Annotated in this window: 13 protein-coding genes; 8 read left to right on the top strand and 5 right to left on the bottom strand. The window is 42.5% G+C overall.

The features are described 5' to 3' along the window. Positions 1 to 3 precede the first annotated feature (3 nt). The 4 genes from HMPREF1532_RS08300 (at position 4) to HMPREF1532_RS21770 (ending at position 3,769) form a co-directional block, all read left to right on the top strand. Positions 4 to 501 (top strand): hypothetical protein, encoded by a 498-nt coding sequence (locus HMPREF1532_RS08300; RefSeq protein WP_232305899.1) that lies wholly within the window; start codon positions 4 to 6, stop codon positions 499 to 501. A 98-nt stretch (positions 502 to 599) separates the two neighbouring features. After that, entirely contained in the window at positions 600 to 1,544 is a 945-nt protein-coding gene (locus HMPREF1532_RS08295; RefSeq protein WP_044094342.1) for a glycoside hydrolase family 43 protein, read from the top strand. A gap of 137 nt (positions 1,545 to 1,681) precedes the next feature. Beyond that, a complete protein-coding gene (locus HMPREF1532_RS21775) occupies positions 1,682 to 2,359 on the top strand; it encodes a glycoside hydrolase family 3 protein (RefSeq protein WP_244266412.1) in 678 nt (225 codons plus the stop codon). 18 nt (positions 2,360 to 2,377) lie between these two features. Beyond that, a complete protein-coding gene (locus HMPREF1532_RS21770) occupies positions 2,378 to 3,769 on the top strand; it encodes a glycoside hydrolase family 3 C-terminal domain-containing protein (protein ID WP_005927585.1) in 1,392 nt (463 codons plus the stop codon). Between the two features lie 130 nt (positions 3,770 to 3,899). Here HMPREF1532_RS21770 and lpxA read toward each other — a convergent pair whose 3' ends face one another. From lpxA to HMPREF1532_RS08270, 4 genes are read right to left on the bottom strand one after another with little or no spacing between them, the layout of a single operon-like run. Further along, positions 3,900 to 4,670: an acyl-ACP--UDP-N-acetylglucosamine O-acyltransferase gene (lpxA, locus tag HMPREF1532_RS08285; RefSeq protein ID WP_005927582.1), complete on the bottom strand. Its 771-nt coding sequence runs from the start codon at positions 4,668 to 4,670 to the stop codon at positions 3,900 to 3,902. Between the two features lie 28 nt (positions 4,671 to 4,698). Then, positions 4,699 to 6,084: a TolC family protein gene (locus HMPREF1532_RS08280; RefSeq protein WP_025819125.1), complete on the bottom strand. Its 1,386-nt coding sequence runs from the start codon at positions 6,082 to 6,084 to the stop codon at positions 4,699 to 4,701. A 19-nt stretch (positions 6,085 to 6,103) separates the two neighbouring features. Beyond that, positions 6,104 to 9,307: an efflux RND transporter permease subunit gene (locus tag HMPREF1532_RS08275; RefSeq protein WP_005927577.1), complete on the bottom strand. Its 3,204-nt coding sequence runs from the start codon at positions 9,305 to 9,307 to the stop codon at positions 6,104 to 6,106. Positions 9,308 to 9,333: 26 nt separating this feature from the next. Then, a complete protein-coding gene (locus HMPREF1532_RS08270; RefSeq protein WP_005927575.1) occupies positions 9,334 to 10,494 on the bottom strand; it encodes an efflux RND transporter periplasmic adaptor subunit in 1,161 nt (386 codons plus the stop codon). 316 nt (positions 10,495 to 10,810) lie between these two features. On the opposite strand from HMPREF1532_RS08270, the gene HMPREF1532_RS08265 reads away from it, so the two are divergent. Continuing rightward, positions 10,811 to 12,715, top strand: a complete 1,905-nt coding sequence (locus tag HMPREF1532_RS08265; protein WP_005927569.1) for an Ig-like domain-containing protein — start codon at positions 10,811 to 10,813, stop codon at positions 12,713 to 12,715. Further along, positions 12,660 to 13,535 (top strand): DUF3108 domain-containing protein, encoded by an 876-nt coding sequence (locus tag HMPREF1532_RS08260; protein ID WP_005927567.1) that lies wholly within the window; start codon positions 12,660 to 12,662, stop codon positions 13,533 to 13,535. The genes HMPREF1532_RS08265 and HMPREF1532_RS08260 overlap by 56 nt, the downstream gene beginning before the upstream one ends. Here HMPREF1532_RS08260 and HMPREF1532_RS08255 read toward each other — a convergent pair. Further along, positions 13,525 to 13,929 carry a PaaI family thioesterase gene (locus HMPREF1532_RS08255; RefSeq protein ID WP_005927565.1) on the bottom strand — a complete coding sequence of 135 codons (405 nt, stop codon included), beginning with the start codon at positions 13,927 to 13,929 and terminating at the stop codon, positions 13,525 to 13,527. The two genes, HMPREF1532_RS08260 and HMPREF1532_RS08255, sit on opposite strands and share 11 nt — an antisense overlap. Positions 13,930 to 14,176: 247 nt before the next feature. On the opposite strand from HMPREF1532_RS08255, the gene HMPREF1532_RS08250 reads away from it, so the two are divergent. Continuing rightward, positions 14,177 to 15,379, top strand: a complete 1,203-nt coding sequence (locus tag HMPREF1532_RS08250) for a glycoside hydrolase family 88 protein (RefSeq protein ID WP_005927563.1) — start codon at positions 14,177 to 14,179, stop codon at positions 15,377 to 15,379. 199 nt (positions 15,380 to 15,578) lie between these two features. Further along, entirely contained in the window at positions 15,579 to 17,126 is a 1,548-nt protein-coding gene (locus tag HMPREF1532_RS08245; protein WP_005927560.1) for a sulfatase family protein, read from the top strand. Positions 17,127 to 17,162: the final 36 nt, after the last annotated feature.

Below are 17,162 nucleotides of genomic sequence, written 5' to 3'. Positions count from 1 at the left end.
CATATGAAAAAGGTCTTAATATTAAACTGCTTTTTGTGGATGTTTGTATGTTTGAAAGCACAGGTACCTGATGCTTTTCAGTATCAAGCAGTGATTAGGGATGATATGAATAACCTTGTTACTAATCAAATGGTAAATTTACGTTTTTATATTCACCAAAAAGAAGTTGATGGAGAAATTGTTTTTGCAGAGAAGCATACCATAGAAACAACGTCGCAAGGAATTGTTTGCTTGGAAATAGGGAAAGGGGCTATGATTACAAATCAGTTGTCCCGTGTGGAGTGGTTGGAAGGACCGTATTTCTTGAAAATAGAAATAGATAAAAGTAATGATGGTAATTATGTGGCATTAGGTATTCGGCAGTTAATGAGTGTGCCATACGCCAAATATACAAATTTAGCCGGTGGTTTGTGTTTGAAATCGCCTGATGGAAGTCGGTGGAATATTGTTGTTGATGAAATGGGGAATATAAAAGCAGAAAAAATAGCTATAAGAAAATAAGAATATTCTTATGAATGAAGAAATAGAGATAATGTATAATGAAAAAATAAGAGATTATGAACTTGAATCGTAGTATTATGTGGCTTTTGCCAATATTGATGTGTACTGTTACATCATGCAAGAAGACTGAACAAATTACAATGAGTGGAAATCCTCTTTTTGAAGGGTGGTATGCCGATCCGGAAGCCATTATTTATGATGATACTTATTGGATTTATCCTACATACTCCGACGCTTATGAAAAACAAGTTTTTTTTGATTGCTTTTCTTCTAAAGATTTGGTCAATTGGATTAAACATTCCACCATATTGGATACTGTTGAGGTTAAATGGGCTTATAAAGACATGTGGGCACCTTCGGTAATAAGAAAAAATGATAAATATTATTTCTTTTTCAGTGCTAATGGACTCGCAAGTGATGATCAAATAGGAGGTATTGGAGTTGCTGTCGCTGACAAACCGGAAGGACCTTATAAAGACTTATTAGGGAAACCTCTTATTTCTAAAATAGTGAATGGAGCTCAACCGATAGATCAATTTGTTTTTTATGACGAGGGGGTGTATTATATGTATTATGGAGGATGGCAGCATTGTAATGTTGTAAAATTGAATGATGATTTTACAGGATTGCTTCCATTTGAGGATGGATCTTATTATAAAGAGGTCACTCCTGAAAAGTATGTTGAGGGCCCTTTTATGTTTAAAAGAGATAATAGATATTACTTCATGTGGTCTGAGGGGAATTGGGGAGGACCTGAATATTGTGTGGCTTATGCCATTTCCGATTCACCGTTTGGCCCGTTTGAACGTATAGGGACAGTGTTGCTGCAAAATCCGGAAATTGCAACGGGAGCCGGGCATCATTCTGTTATACGGCTTCCTAATACCGATGAATATTATATAATATACCATCGTCATCCCAAAGGAGATAATGATGGAACTCATAGAGAAACTTGTATTGAACGCATGACATTCGATAAAGATGGCTACATTGAACCCGTGAAAGTTTCGCTGGAAGGGGTACCTATGCGTTTTATCGAATGAGATTTTTGTTGTATTCCTTAGATAAATCATACCTCATTAAATTCCAGATGAAAAAGAGTAGATTTTTAGTTTTATTAGGTAGTCTGATTGTAGGAGCAAACGTATTAGGACAAGGGAGTATAGATACTGAAACTCGAATGCTGAAGAAAGCAAGAAAGATCATTTCTCAAATGACAGTTGAAGAAAAAATCAGTCAGATGATGAATGAGGCTCCCGGTATAGAACGTCTTGGAATAAAGCCCTATGATTGGTGGAGTGAGGGCTTGCATGGTGTGGCGCGCAATGGGTGTGCTACGGTATTTCCGGCACCGATTGGCATAGGAGCAACTTTTGATCCAAATCTCATTGAACAGGTTGGCGACGTGATAGCAACCGAGGGGAGAGCGAAATATAATGTTGCCCGGCAAATCGGTAATTACGGTAGATATGCAGGATTGACCTATTGGTCTCCTAACGTTAATATTTTCCGCGATCCACGTTGGGGGCGTGGACAGGAAACCTACGGTGAAGATCCATATTTAACAGCCGAAATAGGAAAGGCTTATGTGCGGGGATTACAAGGCAATGATCCGTTTTTCCTTAAAGCTGCTGCCTGCGCAAAACATTATGCAGTTCACTCGGGGCCGGAAGCGTTGCGTCACGAATTTAATGCGAGTCCTTCAAAAAGAGATTTATTCGAAACTTATCTTCCGGCTTTTGAGGCGTTGGTGAAAGAGGCTAAAGTAGAGGCTGTTATGGGAGCTTATAATCGGGTTTATGGTGAGAGTGCATCAGGAAGTTTCTTTTTGTTGACAGATATATTGCGTAAAAAATGAGGGTTCAAAGGGCATGTTGTGTCAGACTGTGGAGCTGTCGACGATATTTATGGCGGACATAAAATAGCCAAAGATGTTGCTGAAGCATCGGCTATTGCTTTAAAATCAGGTCTTAATCTTAATTGTGGTGGGAGCTTTCATGCGTTGAAAGAGGCGTTGGAACGTAAACTTATTACTGAAGTTGATCTTGATAACGCACTGATGCCTTTAATGATGACACGTTTGAAATTAGGTAACTTAACCGATGATGACGAATCTCCTTATAAAAATATCTCTGATTCGGTGATAGCTTCGTATACGCACGCAATGGTTGCGCGTGAAGTAGCACAGAAAAGTATGGTACTGCTTAAAAATAACAATCATACACTGCCTTTGAAAAAGGATGTGAAAACAATCTTTGTTACAGGACCTTATACTGCCGATACATATGTGATGATGGGGAATTATTACGGCGTGTCGCCCCGATCTAATACTTTCCTGCAAGGTATTGCCGCAAAAGTGAGTGGAGGTACCAGCATAAATTATAAGATAGGGATTTTACCTACTACTCCTAATATGAATCCTGCTGATTGGACAGTAGGTGAAGTACGTGCAGCAGAGGTTGCTATTGTTGTAATCGGGTTGTCGGGTATTGATGAAGGGGAAGAGGGAGACGCAATTGCATCCTCTCATCGGGGAGATAAACAAAATTTGAAATTACCGGAACATCAACTTAAATTTTTACGGGATATTAGTAGGAACAGATGGAATAAATTAGTGACAGTGATTACGGGAGGAAGTCCGATAGATTTAGAAGAGGTTTCTGAACTTTCTGATGCTGTAATAATGGCATGGTATCCTGGGCAAGAAGGAGGTATGGCACTCGGTGACTTACTTTTTGGAGATGTTAGCTTTTCAGGGAGAATGCCGGTAACATTTCCTATAAACAGCGATTGGTTACCTGCTTTCGAAGATTATAATATGCAAGGTCGAACATACAAATATATGACAGATAATATAATGTATCCATTTGGATATGGCCTTACTTATGGTGACGTTAGTTACAGTGATGTAAAAATACTTAATCCTAAGTATGATGGAAAACAAGAAATACATGTTCAGGCTACTTTGAGAAACAATGGCAATAATGAGGTGGAAGAGGTTGTACAGCTCTATTTGTCGGCACCTGGTGCAGGGGTAATTACTCCTATATCATCATTAATAGGATTTAAGCGTGTTACATTGGAATCTCATTTGTCACAAACTGTGGAATTTATTATTAAGCCCGATCAATTGAAAATGGTAATGGAGGATGGGAGCAAGAATTTGCTGAAAGGCAAATATACGATTATAGTATCAGGAGCGGCTCCTTGCAAGAGGAGTAAAGAATTGGGAGTCGGAGAAAGTAAGATTGACTTTGAAATTTGGTGATAAAGTGAGGTGATTGCGGTATGAAATTCTCTTTTTATAGATTTTGACCGATATTCGTTTATGTAAAAGAAAGAGCTCCAATTCAGTAACAAAGAATTGGAGCTCTTTATGAATAGCTTTATACGAATCGTTATTTTACAATCCCCCGTTCAGAACTCTTCACGAAGTTAACTATATTCTCGATCTCTTCGCTCATAGGAACCTGGTCTACGATTTTCTGTACAGCATCTGTAATACTGAAGTTACCTTGATAGATCAAACGGTAGGCATTGGCAATATGACGTAAGATACGTTCTGATGTATTGTGATGCTGGGTAAGTACTACGGCATTCACTCCGTGATAGGTGGTGGGATTGCCGGACATAATCACATATGGGGGGACATCCTTGGAAATACGACATCCGCTCTGAACTAATGACCAGCTACCCACGCGACAATACTGATGCAAGATTACATTACCGCTCAGGATGACACAATCATCGAGTTTGCATTCACCGGCAATGGTTGTCTCGATACCGGCTACGCAGTGATTGCCAATCTGAACATCGTGGCAGATATGTACTTTGTCCATCAGGAAGTTTTCATTACCGATGCGGGTTGCATTACCGGAAAATGTGGCACGACTGATCACTACATTCTCACGGATATGATTATTGTCACCGATAATCAGGCTACTGTCTTCACCTGTATAATGAAAATCCTGAGGCTCGGAACCTAACACTGCATGGTGGTGTATCTTATTGCCTTTTCCCATACGGGTACCATTCAGAACACTGGCATAAGCCATGATTATACAGTCGTCCCCGATTTCGACATCTTTTTCGATATAGGCAAACGGTTGGATAGTGACATTCTTTCCAATTTTTGCTCCGGGATCTACATAAGCTAACGGACTAATCATGATATTTACGATTTACAATTAATACCTTTTAATTTTCTCTTCCGCCACCTAATGCTTGGTAGAGACTGACTACGGCTTGCATGCTGTCGAAATGGTCGGATACTTGTGACAGACGCGCACTCAGCAGTGACTGTTCGGCCGAGAGAACTTCCAAATAGGTTGACGTGCCTAAATTAAACAATTCTTTTGTATATTCGGCGCCTTTTTCGGCAGATTCTACTTGAAGTTGACGTGCAGAGGTCTTTTCGGCGGTAGTCTGGTATAAAGAGAGCGCGTTGCTTACTTCACTGCCGGCATTTAATACGGTCTGTTGGAAAGCGAGTTTAGCTTCTTCCTGCTGTGCCTTGGCTATCTTTAAACGGGCGATGTTGCTGCCGCGATAAAAGAGAGGCTGGGTCAGTGAACCGACAACAGAGGCAAGGAGTTTACCTGGGTTAACGATAACACTACCGGCACTGTTTGTCCAGCCGGCTGAACCGCTAATCGTGATTTGCGGATAGAAAGCAGCGCGGGCGGCATTGGTATTATAATAAGTACTTGCCAGATTCATTTCGGCGGCTTTCACGTCCGGACGATTGGATAATAGCTGCAAAGGTACGCCAACAGAGAATTGTGTGGGTAATTGCTGCTCTTCCAATGTGCTGCGTTTGATAGCTTGCGGTGCTTGTCTTAAAAGCATGCAGAGGGCGTTTTCGGCTTCGCGGATACTTTGACGGATAGCCGGTAGAGAGGCGATAACCTGCGCATAGGCGGCTTCGCTTTGCGCAACGGCGGCAGCATTCGTCATTCCTGCATCTTTCATGGCACGCATCGTTTCTACGTTGCGTTTCATTACATCGGCTGTTTGTTCGGAGATTTCCAACTGTTTGTCCAACATCAACAAGGTGTAGTATGTATTGGCAATGCCGGAGATAATCTGAGTTTGTACGGCTTGGCGGTATGCTTTCGTTTGTAGAAGAGCTACCTGAGAACCTCTCTTTGCATTCAACAAATTACCGAAGAGGTCGAGTTCCCAACTGGCGGTTACCGGTAAGGAATACGTTTTGGTTGCGGCACTTTTATCGAAACTGCTGATAGTACCCTGAGGGGATAATGCCAGCATTGGAGCATAGGCAAGACGGGAAGTCATCAAAGCTGCTTGTGCTTCTTTTACTTTCAGTATGGCGGTCTGCAGATCGGTATTATTCGCCAATCCCTGCTCAATGAGTGTTTGTAGCTGAGAATCGGTGAAAACCTCTCTCCAAGGCAGATTCCCGAAGTTGGTCGTATCGGATACCAACGTATCACCTCCTGCTACCGTATCACGGTATAAACCGGAGATCTCAATATCCTCGGGTCTGTCGTATGATTTATAGATGTGGCAACTGCTTAAAAAGGCAGTTGCACACAACATACATATGATTTGTTTTTTCATGCTTAATTTTTTTCTAACTTTATTTAGCATATTGTTCTATTTCTGTTTCCGCATCAGAGTTGTCGATATCTTCCCATTCCATCGGCTTAACTTTTTCTTGCAGGTATTGGAAGATTACGAACAAGGCCGGTACGACAAAGATCTGACAGATCATACCAATGAACATACCGCCTACGGCAGCTGTACCCAATGCGCGGTTACCGTTGGCACCTACTCCCATGGCCAGCATCAATGGAATCAATCCGACAACCATGGCCAATGAAGTCATCAGGATAGGACGCAAACGGGCACCTGCTCCTAATACGGCTGCCCAAGTGATACTCATACCCATCTTACGACGGTCGAGGGCAAACTCTACGATCAGAATGGCATTCTTTGCTAAAAGTCCCATCAACATGATCAAGGCGATTTGCATGTAGATATTATTGGTAGCTGCTCCGAGTATCGGGATGATATTGTTTGCCAATCCCATCAAATGGGCAAAAATGAAACTACCTGCCAAACCGAACGGAATAGAAAGCAATACGGCCAAAGGTAAAATATAACTTTCGTACTGCGCACTCAACAAGAGATATACGAAAACAAAACAGAGTACGAAAATCATGGCTGTACTGCTTCCACTGGAACTTTGTTCTTCACGGGTCATACCGGAGAACTCATAACCGTAACCGGTAGGCAACGATTCTTGAGCTACTTCTTGCATTGCTTGGATAGCTTGCCCGGAACTGTAGCCGTCAGCGGGGGAACCGTTGATAGTCATAGCAGTAAACATATTGAATCGCTTGATATTATCCGGTCCGTAGATACGTTTAACGCTCATGAACTGAGTGATGGGTGCCATTTCATTTCCGTTGCGTACCTTGATGGATTTCAAGGATTCAAGGTTGGCACGGCTATCGGGATCTGCCTGGATCATTACACGATACAACTTACCGAATCGGTTGAAGTTGGAAGAGTATAGACCGCCATAATATCCTTGCAGGGTTGTCAGGATATCGTTTGGTGAAAGACCGGCCTTTTTACAGGCGGCGGCATCAATATCGATCATGTATTGCGGGAAATTCGGATTAAAGGATGTCTGTGCAGACTGAATTTCCGGACGCGCTTGTAACTTGGTAATGAAGTCTTGTGCTACTTCGTAGAACTTATCCAGGCTACCACCGGTTTTATCCTGCAAGTTCAACTCGAAACCGTTGGATACACTATATCCCGGGATCATAGGAGGTGCAAACAGCAATACGCGTGCATCTTTGATGACTTCACGGGCTTTCAGATAAAGCATTCCGGATACGAAATCGGAACGTTGCTTGATGCTTCGTTCTTCCCAAGGTTTCAATTTACAGATAAATGAACCGTAACTTGGTCCTTGTCCGGCGAGGAAGCTGTAACCGACAATCATCGTCCGGCTTTCGATTGCTTGGTCAGCACCCAACAAGCTGTCGATGCGCTGCATAACTTCGGTGGTGCGCTCCATAGAACTTCCCGGCGGCATGTCGACAACTGCCATAATAGTACCGGTATCTTCATTTGGAACCAAACCGGTTGGAGTAATATTCATCAGGAACATCAACAGGGCGATGCCGGCTATTACACTACCGATGGTCAACCAAGGCTTGTGGATGAAACGAAGTGTACCTTTTTTATATCGTTTCAATATATTGTCATAATAGACATTGAATGCTGTATGGAAACGGCTGACGAAAGTTGATTTTTTCTTTTCATCTTCTTTATGCGGTTTCAGCAGGATGGCACAAAGCGCCGGGGTCAGTGTCAATGCATTGACTGCCGATAAACCGATAGCGATAGCCATTGTTAAACCGAACTGGCGATAGAATGTACCGGAAGTGCCTGTCATGAAGCTTACAGGGATAAATACGGACATCATTACGAGCGTGATGGATACGATAGCGCCACCTAATTCATTCATGGCGTCGATAGAAGCCAATCGGGAAGATTTGTATCCTTGGTCCAGTTTTGCATGGACCCCTTCGACGACTACGATGGCATCATCGACCACGATGGCAATGGCGAGTACCATAGCGCAAAGCGTCAGCAGATTAATGCTGAATCCGATCAAATAAAGTACAAAGAATGTACCGATCAAAGCTACTGGAATAGCGATGGCCGGAATTAATGTGGAACGGAAATCTTGCAGGAAGACGTATACCACAATAAATACCAGTACGAATGCTTCGAGCAGAGTCTTGATTACTTCATGGATAGAAGCAAAAAGGAAGTCGTTGGCATTCTGGGAAATATTTACTTTTACACCCGGAGGGAATGTCTCTTCAGATTTTTGCAGCAATGCTTCGATGTCTTTGATAATCTGTGTTGCATTCGAACCGGCTGTTTGGAAGATAATACAGGTAACACCCGGGTGTCCGTTAACGTTGTTGGTATACCCATAAGTTAAACGTCCTAACTCCACTTCTGCAATGTCTTTCAGGCGAAGCACTTGTCCGTCTGAAGTAGCACGAATGACGATATTTTCAAATTCTTCCTGACTTTGCAGGCGTCCTTTGTACCTTAGTGTGTATTGAAAAGTCTGGTTGCCTTGTTCACCGAACGAGCCCGGAGCGGCTTCTATATTCTGTTCGGCCAAAGCAGTGGAGACATCGGTAGGCATCAGGTGGTATTGGGCCATTTTATCCGGCTTCAACCAGATACGCATAGAGTAGTCGGCACCGAGCACCATGGCATCACCCACACCGGGTACACGCTGAACCTCAGGGATTACATTAATTTTGGCATAATTCTCAAGGAATTCGTTATCGTATTTATCGTCTGAACTATACAACGAGAATACCAGCAACATACTGGTCTGGCGTTTGGAGGTGATTACACCTACTTGGGTAACTTCGGCCGGCAGGAAGCCCTGTGCTTTGGCTACACGGTTCTGTACGTTGACGGCGGCCATATCCGGATCTGTTCCCTGTTTGAAATAAACGTCGATACGGGCTTCACCTGTATTTGTTGCAGTAGATGTCATGTACATCATATTCTCCACACCGTTGATCTGCTCCTCGAGTGGGGCAATCACACTGTTCAATACCGTCTGGGCATTAGCTCCCTGGTAAGTGGTGGAGACGCTTACCGTAGGCGGTGCGATGTCCGGATACTGGGAAATAGGGAGCGAGAACAGTCCCAATATACCCAGAATGACTATTACGATGGAGATTACCGTAGATAGTACCGGGCGATTAATAAATCTATCTAATTTCATAGTTTTGTTATCTCTATAAGCTGAATTTACATTTTTCCTTCTTTACGATCTTGCATAGCTTGCTGGAAGTTTGCTTCCGACTGGGCAGGAGTAGTCGGTTTAATAGTTTGTCCGTCTTTCAGAGTACCTACATTTTCAATAACGATCAGATCGCCTTGTTTCAGTCCGGAGGTAACTACATACTCTTGTCCGTTATCGATGTTAAGTATGGTGATTTCATTCATCTTAACCGTATTGTCCGGTTGTTGCAGGAATACAAATTTCTTATCTTGTATTTCTGTCGTTGCCTTTTGCGGAACAACAAGAGCGTTTTCCATGTGGTAAGGGATGATGAGATTACCCATACCGCCACTTCTCAACAGGTGGTTACTGTTTGGGAAAGTAGCACGAATGCTGACCGCACCTGTGTTTGCATTGATTACACCGCTGATGGTCTCTATTTTTCCTTTTTGATCGTAGGTACTTCCGTCTGAAAGTTGGAGTTGTACTTCGGGATAGGTCTCTACGGCAGCGCTTTGCGAACCGTCTTTACGTACCAATTCCAAGAGTTCTTTCTCTGTCAGAGAAGCATAAACGTACATTTCGGTAATATCTGAAACAATAGTCAGTGGGGTAGCGATCGAGGGGCTTACCAAACTTCCCAAACGATAAGGGATATCATTGACAATACCGTCGGAAGGACTTTTTACGTTGGTAAATCCGAGGTTCTGCTCTGCACTGATAAGCTGTGCTTTTGCCGAGGCCAGTTGTGCTTTGGCTGATGCAAGCGAGTTTTCGGCCATAGCCAGATCATAGTCGCTGATAATATTTTTCTTGTTCAAGGCACGTTTATTGTCAACAGTGATCTGTTGCGTACTTACAGCAGCTTCGGCAGTTGCTACGGCTGCTTTGGCCGAACGTGCGGCAGCTTCGTATTGCGTAGGATCAATGATGAACAATACCTGTCCTTTGCGTACCATGGAACCTTCGTCTACACAAACTTTGGTGATGAAACCTGATACTTGGGGACGAATTTCTACGTCCTGTTTTCCTTTAATAGTAGCCGGATAAGAACTGGTCAGATTGACTGTTGCGGGTTGCAGGGTTTGCACTGCACATTCCGGAGCTCCTCCCATGTCAAAACCCTTTTTGCCACAACTCGACAAGAGGGTCAAACAAAATGCGAATAATACAATTCTACTTTTCATACTTCTATATTCAGTGTTTATTGATAAATTTCTACAAATTTGTGTGCTCATAGTAATGTATAAGGATGGAAGAAGAAAACCGAAATACGCTTTTTCAGTTTTCGCTGCAAAAGTACTTTAATTTCTTGTAAGAATGTTCTATAATACCCGCTTTTTTAACTATGTTTTTCTCTTATTAATAGAGACTTCGTTCCAAATGTCGCATCTGTTGGTAAATAATGACAGCTGAGTGATGCTTGGAACGGTATTGCCCGATTTTTCATTAAATTAGTGTAAAGTATAGTATTTATTCTCTGAGAACCTTTATTTTTGCATCATGTTACGTAAAAGATCTTATAATATAAAGTTGCTTATTCGCAAGGTGTTGACGGTAGTCGCAGGAGTGGCTGCTTTTTATTCATGTGCCAGTATAGGCCGTCCGGACGGTGGCCCGAGGGATGAGACACCTCCCCGTTTTATGAAGAGTTCACCTGTTGCCGGGGCACTTAACAGCACCCGGAAGAAAATTTCACTTGAATTTGATGAATATATAAAATTGGAAAAAGCGAATGAAAAGGTTGTGATTTCTCCGCCTCAGGCACAGCAGCCTGAAATTAAACCTTCGGGAAAGAAGATAAACATAAACCTGCTCGATTCACTGAAACCCAATACCACTTATACGATTGATTTTTCGGATGCCATCGTTGATAACAATGAAGGAAATCCGTTGGGTAATTTTGCGTTTACTTTCTCTACCGGAGATGTGATCGATACGTTAGAGGTATCCGGTACGTTACTCGAAGCTTCCAATCTGGAGCCGGTAAAGGGAATGCTGGTGGGCTTACATTCCAATTTGTCCGATACGGCATTTACTAAATTGCCGTTTGACCGGGTAGCCCGTACGGACAGTCGCGGGCATTTTGTAATCCGGGGGATTGCTCCGGGAGAATACCGTATCTTTGGTCTGATGGATGCCGATCAGAATTTTTCTTTCAGCCAGAAGAGCGAAGCGCTGGCTTTTAATGACTCTTTGGTTATTCCCCGTTGGGAGGAACGTATGCGACAGGATACGACTTGGGTGGACTCTTTGACTATTGATACGATTGTTGAAAGAAAATATACTTATTATCTGCCGGATAATATTGTATTGCGTTCTTTTACGGAAAATCTGTTTTCGCAATATCTTATTAAAAGCGAACGTCTGACTCCGGAGAAATTTACGCTTTATTTTGCAGCCAAAGCCGATACTTTGCCGGTGTTGAAGGGATTGAACTTTGAAGAGGAGGATGCTTTTGTTATTGAGAAGAGCCTGAAGAATGATACTATTCATTATTGGGTAAAAGATTCGTTGATTTATAAGCAAGATACGTTGTCATTCAGTCTTAGCTATTTGTATACGGATACATTGAATCAGTTGGTTCCGCGGACGGATACATTGAAGCTTGTAGCCAAGAATGTGAAAAAGAATACGGATGAGCCCAAGAAAAAGAAGAGAAAGAAAGATGAAGAGGATGAGCCGGAACCGACCAAATTCCTGCCTGTATCATCGCGTGCCTCTTCTTCTATGGATGTGTACGATTATATCTCATTGACTTTTGAGGAGCCGATAGCCTGGTTTGATACTGCGGCTATCCACCTGAAACAGAAAGTGGATACGTTATGGGAGGAGGTTTCTTTTGATTTTACACAGGATTCGTTGAACTTACGTAAGTATAATTTGTATTATGATTGGGAGCCGGCGACGGAATACGAGTTCTCGGTAGATTCGACTGCTTTTCATGGTATTTACGGGTTGTTTACCGATAAGATAAAGCAGAACATAAAAGTACGTTCTCTGGAGGAATACGGGGCCATTTATTTTAATGTTACAGGGTGTGATTCCATTGCTTTTGTGGAATTGCTCGATGGTCAGGATAAGGTAGTGCGTAAAGTACCTGTCGTTGATGGGAAAGCAGATTTCTATTTCTTGAATCCGGGTAAGTACTGCGCTCGTTTGGTGAATGATACGAATGGAAATGGAGTCTGGGATACCGGTGAATACGAAACGAAGCGGCAGCCGGAAATGGTGTACTATTATCCGCAGATATTGGAACCGAGAGCCAATTGGGAGGTCGAACAGACTTGGGATGTGAAGGCAACGCCATTGGATAAACAAAAACCGGATGAACTTAAAAAACAAAAACCAGATGAAGACAAGAAGAAAAGAGGCCAGAATAATAATCAAAGCGGTCGCCAGCGTTAAGAGTCGTATAAACCTGCTATGGTTGACATTGATTGTTAGTGTTTGCTTCTCAATGCCGGTCAAGGCTCAGTGTGAAGCTACGAACAAAGCTTTCAAGTCCGGTGAGCATGTAATGTACGATTTGTATTTCAACTGGAAATTTGTATGGATAAAGGCAGGTTTGGCAAGCCTTACCACGAATGCGACGACTTATCACTCCAAACCGGCCTACCGTTTTAATCTCTTGTCGGTGAGCAGTAAGAAAATTGATTTTTTCTTTAAAATGCGGGACACTTTGACTTGTATTGTCAGTGAGAAACTCGAACCCCGTTATTTCCGCAAAGGAGCTGAAGAGGGAAAACGTTACACGGTAGACGAGGCATGGTTTTCCTATAAAGACGGACTGTGCTTTGTCAATCAAAAGCGTACTTACCGGGATGGTGAGATTATAGAGACCGAATATAGTGACAGTCGCTGTGTTTTTGATATGCTCAGTATTTTGGCACAAGCCCGCTCTTACGATCCGAACGACTATACGATCGGGCAGAAAATAAACTTTCCTATGGCTACCGGTCGCAGGGTAGAAGAACAGACCTTGATTTATCGCGGGATGAAAAATATCAAAGCAGAGAATGATACGACTTACCGATGCCTTGTTTTCTCATTTGTGGAATATACCGACAAAGATAAAGAAAAGGAGGTGATTACATTCTATATTACAGATGATAAAAACCACCTCCCGGTTCGTTTGGATATGTTTTTGAATATCGGGTCGGCCAAAGCTTTTCTCAGAAGTGTTACCGGGAATCGTTATCCGCTTACTTCGATTGTCACAAAGTAAAAGGTACTTGTTGATCTTTGCGGAATACGCTTGATTCGAATGTGGCGATTAATTCATTTTTTTGGTTAGTGATATCTATCTGATAATATCCGGTGCTCCGGCCGATATATCGCTCCCGGGCTTCGGCATACAATGTATCACCAATACCACTGGCACGGAGAAACGTAATATTGGACGATAGGGAAAAAGCAAGTTGCCCATGCGAATTGGCAGCGGCTGCTAAGGCAAGGTCGGCCAAGGTAAAGATAGCTCCTCCTTGTGTGCGGTTTCCTGCATTGAGATGTTCCTTTTTTATTTCCAGTCGGGCTTTACTATATCCTTCGCGTACTTCCATGAGTACGATGCCTGCCCTTTCGGCAAAAAGATCGTTTTTAAAAAAATCCTGTGGTGTCATGATTAATAATTGGTTAATTGGTCAATATGCCAATGTGCCAATTGGCTGCGCTGCTATACCTGGACGTGCAGTTGGACATTGACATATTGGTTCATTGGCATATTGGCATATTGGCTCATTGGCATATTATTTTCTGCAAATGTACCAAATTTGTCTCTTAATTGGATTATTTAGTACAGTCAAATCTGTTGGATTGCGCTATTTTTGCCATCATGAAATTAATTACATCACAAATAATCCAGGTATTATGAAAACGATTTTGAGTGTATTGGGATTTTCCCTGCTGATTCTGACAAGTTGCAACAACACTAAAACGGTTGAAAAAGACTTTATTCAGGATAACATTGATAATGCTGCTGCGCAGAATACGATCCAGACTGATATTATAGAGAAGTCGGGTAGAGTATTGAATCCACGCACGATTGATAAAGATGGTAATATTGTTTATATTCCCATTGATGATTGGTGTTCTGGCTTTTATCCGGGTAGTATATGGCTCACTTATGAGCTTACCGGAGATAAGAAGTGGTTGCCACTGGCAGTGAAATATACAGAAGCACTCGATTCGGTAAAACATTTGAAATGGCATCATGATGTAGGTTTTATGATTGGTTGCAGCTATCTGAACGGGTATCGCCTGGCTGATAAGAAAGAATACAAAGATGTGATTGTGGAAACTGCCAGATCATTGTCTACTCGTTTTCGTCCGAATGCAGGAGTTATTCAGTCGTGGGATGCCGACAGAGGATGGCAGAGTACACGCGGCTGGAAATGTCCGGTTATCATTGATAATATGATGAATCTTGAATTGTTGTTTGAAGCGACAACGCTTTCGGGAGATTCTACTTTTTATAATATTGCAGTGAAACATGCCGATACAACGATGGCGCATCATTTCCGTCAGGATAATAGTTGTTATCATGTGGTGGATTATGATCCGGAAACAGGTGAAGTGCGTAAGAAACAGACAGCGCAGGGATATGCGGATGAGTCGGCATGGGCTCGCGGACAGGCATGGGCACTGTATGGGTACACGGTTTGTTACCGCTATACCCATGATAAGAAATATCTTGATCAAGCACAGAAAGTCTACAATTTTATCTTTACCAATAAAAATCTGCCGGAAGACCTCGTACCCTATTGGGATTTTGATGCTCCCAATATTCCGAATGAACCGCGTGATGCCTCGGCTGCTGCCTGTACAGCTTCCGCACTATATGAAATGGAAAACTATCTTCCGGGAAATGATTATAAGGTTACGGCTGATAAAATCATGGAGAGTCTTGGCTCGCCGGCTTACCGTGCAGCAGTAGGAACAAACGGTAATTTTATACTGATGCACTCCGTAGGCAGCATCCCTCACGACTCCGAAATCGATGTTCCGTTGAACTATGCCGATTATTACTTCTTGGAGGGATTGATGCGTAAGAGAGATATGGAGAAAAAGTAATTAAGTAGTCAAGTAGTTAAGTAGTCAAGTAGTGAGTAGGTGATAGTCCGGCTATCAAAAAAGAGTGCATGTTTCAGAATGAATCTATTCTACTTGACTACTTACTACTTACTACTTGACTACTTGCTACTTGACTACTTGCTACTTGACTACTTAACTACTTAACTACTTGCTTACTAGTAATCAATAGTCATTTGTCATGAACAATCAGATAAATTTATTATTCGGCGGTTTGAGTTTGTTTGCTATGCAGGGGTGTAAAGCTCCACAGGCTGAACAAATCGAACATCCCAATATCATTTATGTTTTTCCTGATCAGTATCGCAATCAGGCGATGGAATTTTGGGGACAGGAGGGATTCCGGGAAAAGGTGAATTTTAAAGCCGATCCCGTGCATACACCTAATTTGAATGCTTTTGCCCGCGAATCAGTGGTACTGACTTCAACACAGAGTAATTGTCCGTTGAGTAGTCCTCATCGTGGCAGTTTGTTGACAGGAATGTATCCTAACAAGAGTGGTATACCTTTGAATTGTAATTCGAATCGCCCCATCAGTTCCTTGCGTGAAGATGCAGAGTGTATCGGTGACGTGTTTCAAAGTGCAGGCTACGATTGTGCTTATTTTGGAAAATTGCATGCTGATTTTCCGACACCGAATGATCCGGAAAATCCGGGACAGTATGTAGAAGAAAAGCGGCCGGTATGGGATGCTTATACTCCGAAGGAACGTCGACACGGATTTAATTATTGGTATTCTTACGGCACATTTGATGAACATAAGAATCCTCATTATTGGGATACGGACGGGAAACGTCATGACCCTAAGGAATGGTCGCCCTTACACGAAGCCGGGATGGTTGTTTCGTACTTGAAAAACGAGGGCAATGTGCGCGATATGAAAAAGCCGTTCTTTATTATGGTAGGAATGAATCCTCCGCATAGTCCGTATCGTTCATTGGACGACTGTATGGAGGAAGATTTCAATTTGTATAAAGACCGTCCGCTTGATAGTCTTTTGATTCGGCCCAATGCAGATGCGAAAATGGAAAAGGCGGAATCGGCTCGTTACTATTTTGCATCGGTGACTGGCGTCGATCGTGCTTTTGGTCAGATATTGGCAACATTGAAGGAGATGGGACTGGATAAGAATACAATTGTCGTTTTCTCTTCGGATCATGGAGAAACTATGTGTAGCCAGCGTACGGATGACCCGAAAAACTCTCCTTATTCAGAGTCGATGAATGTTCCGTTTATAGTGCGGTATCCGGATAAAATCCGCCCGCGAGTGGATAATCTGATGCTTTCTTCACCGGATATTATGCCTACCCTGTTGGGATTGTGCGGTCTTGGAGATTCTATTCCTGCTGAAGTACAGGGACGCAATTTTGCTCCGCTTTTCTTCGATGAAAAAGCTGATATCGTACGTCCGACAGGTGCCTTATACATTCAGAATCTGGATGGAGAGAAAGATGAAAACGGGTTAGTGACATCTTATTTTCCTTCATCAAGGGGAATCAAGACGCATCGTTACACAATGGCGCTTTATATCGATCGCAATACGAAGCAATTGAAAAAGAGTCTGTTGTTTGATGATGAAAAAGACCCTTATCAGATGAATAACCTTTCATTGGAGGAGAATAAAGAGGTGGTGAAACAACTTTGTTCGGAAATGGGGGGAATGCTGAAAGAGATAGATGATCCCTGGTATAGGGAACGTATATTGTCAAATATGATTTCTTATGAATAAATTGGGGTATTAGTGAATATAGGTAAAGAAAAAATG

The organism is Bacteroides salyersiae WAL 10018 = DSM 18765 = JCM 12988, from assembly GCF_000381365.1.
Classification (GTDB): Bacteria; Bacteroidota; Bacteroidia; order Bacteroidales; family Bacteroidaceae; genus Bacteroides; species Bacteroides salyersiae.
Note: the sequence above shows the minus strand (reverse complement) of the source record. Positions and strands in the feature narration are given on the sequence as shown.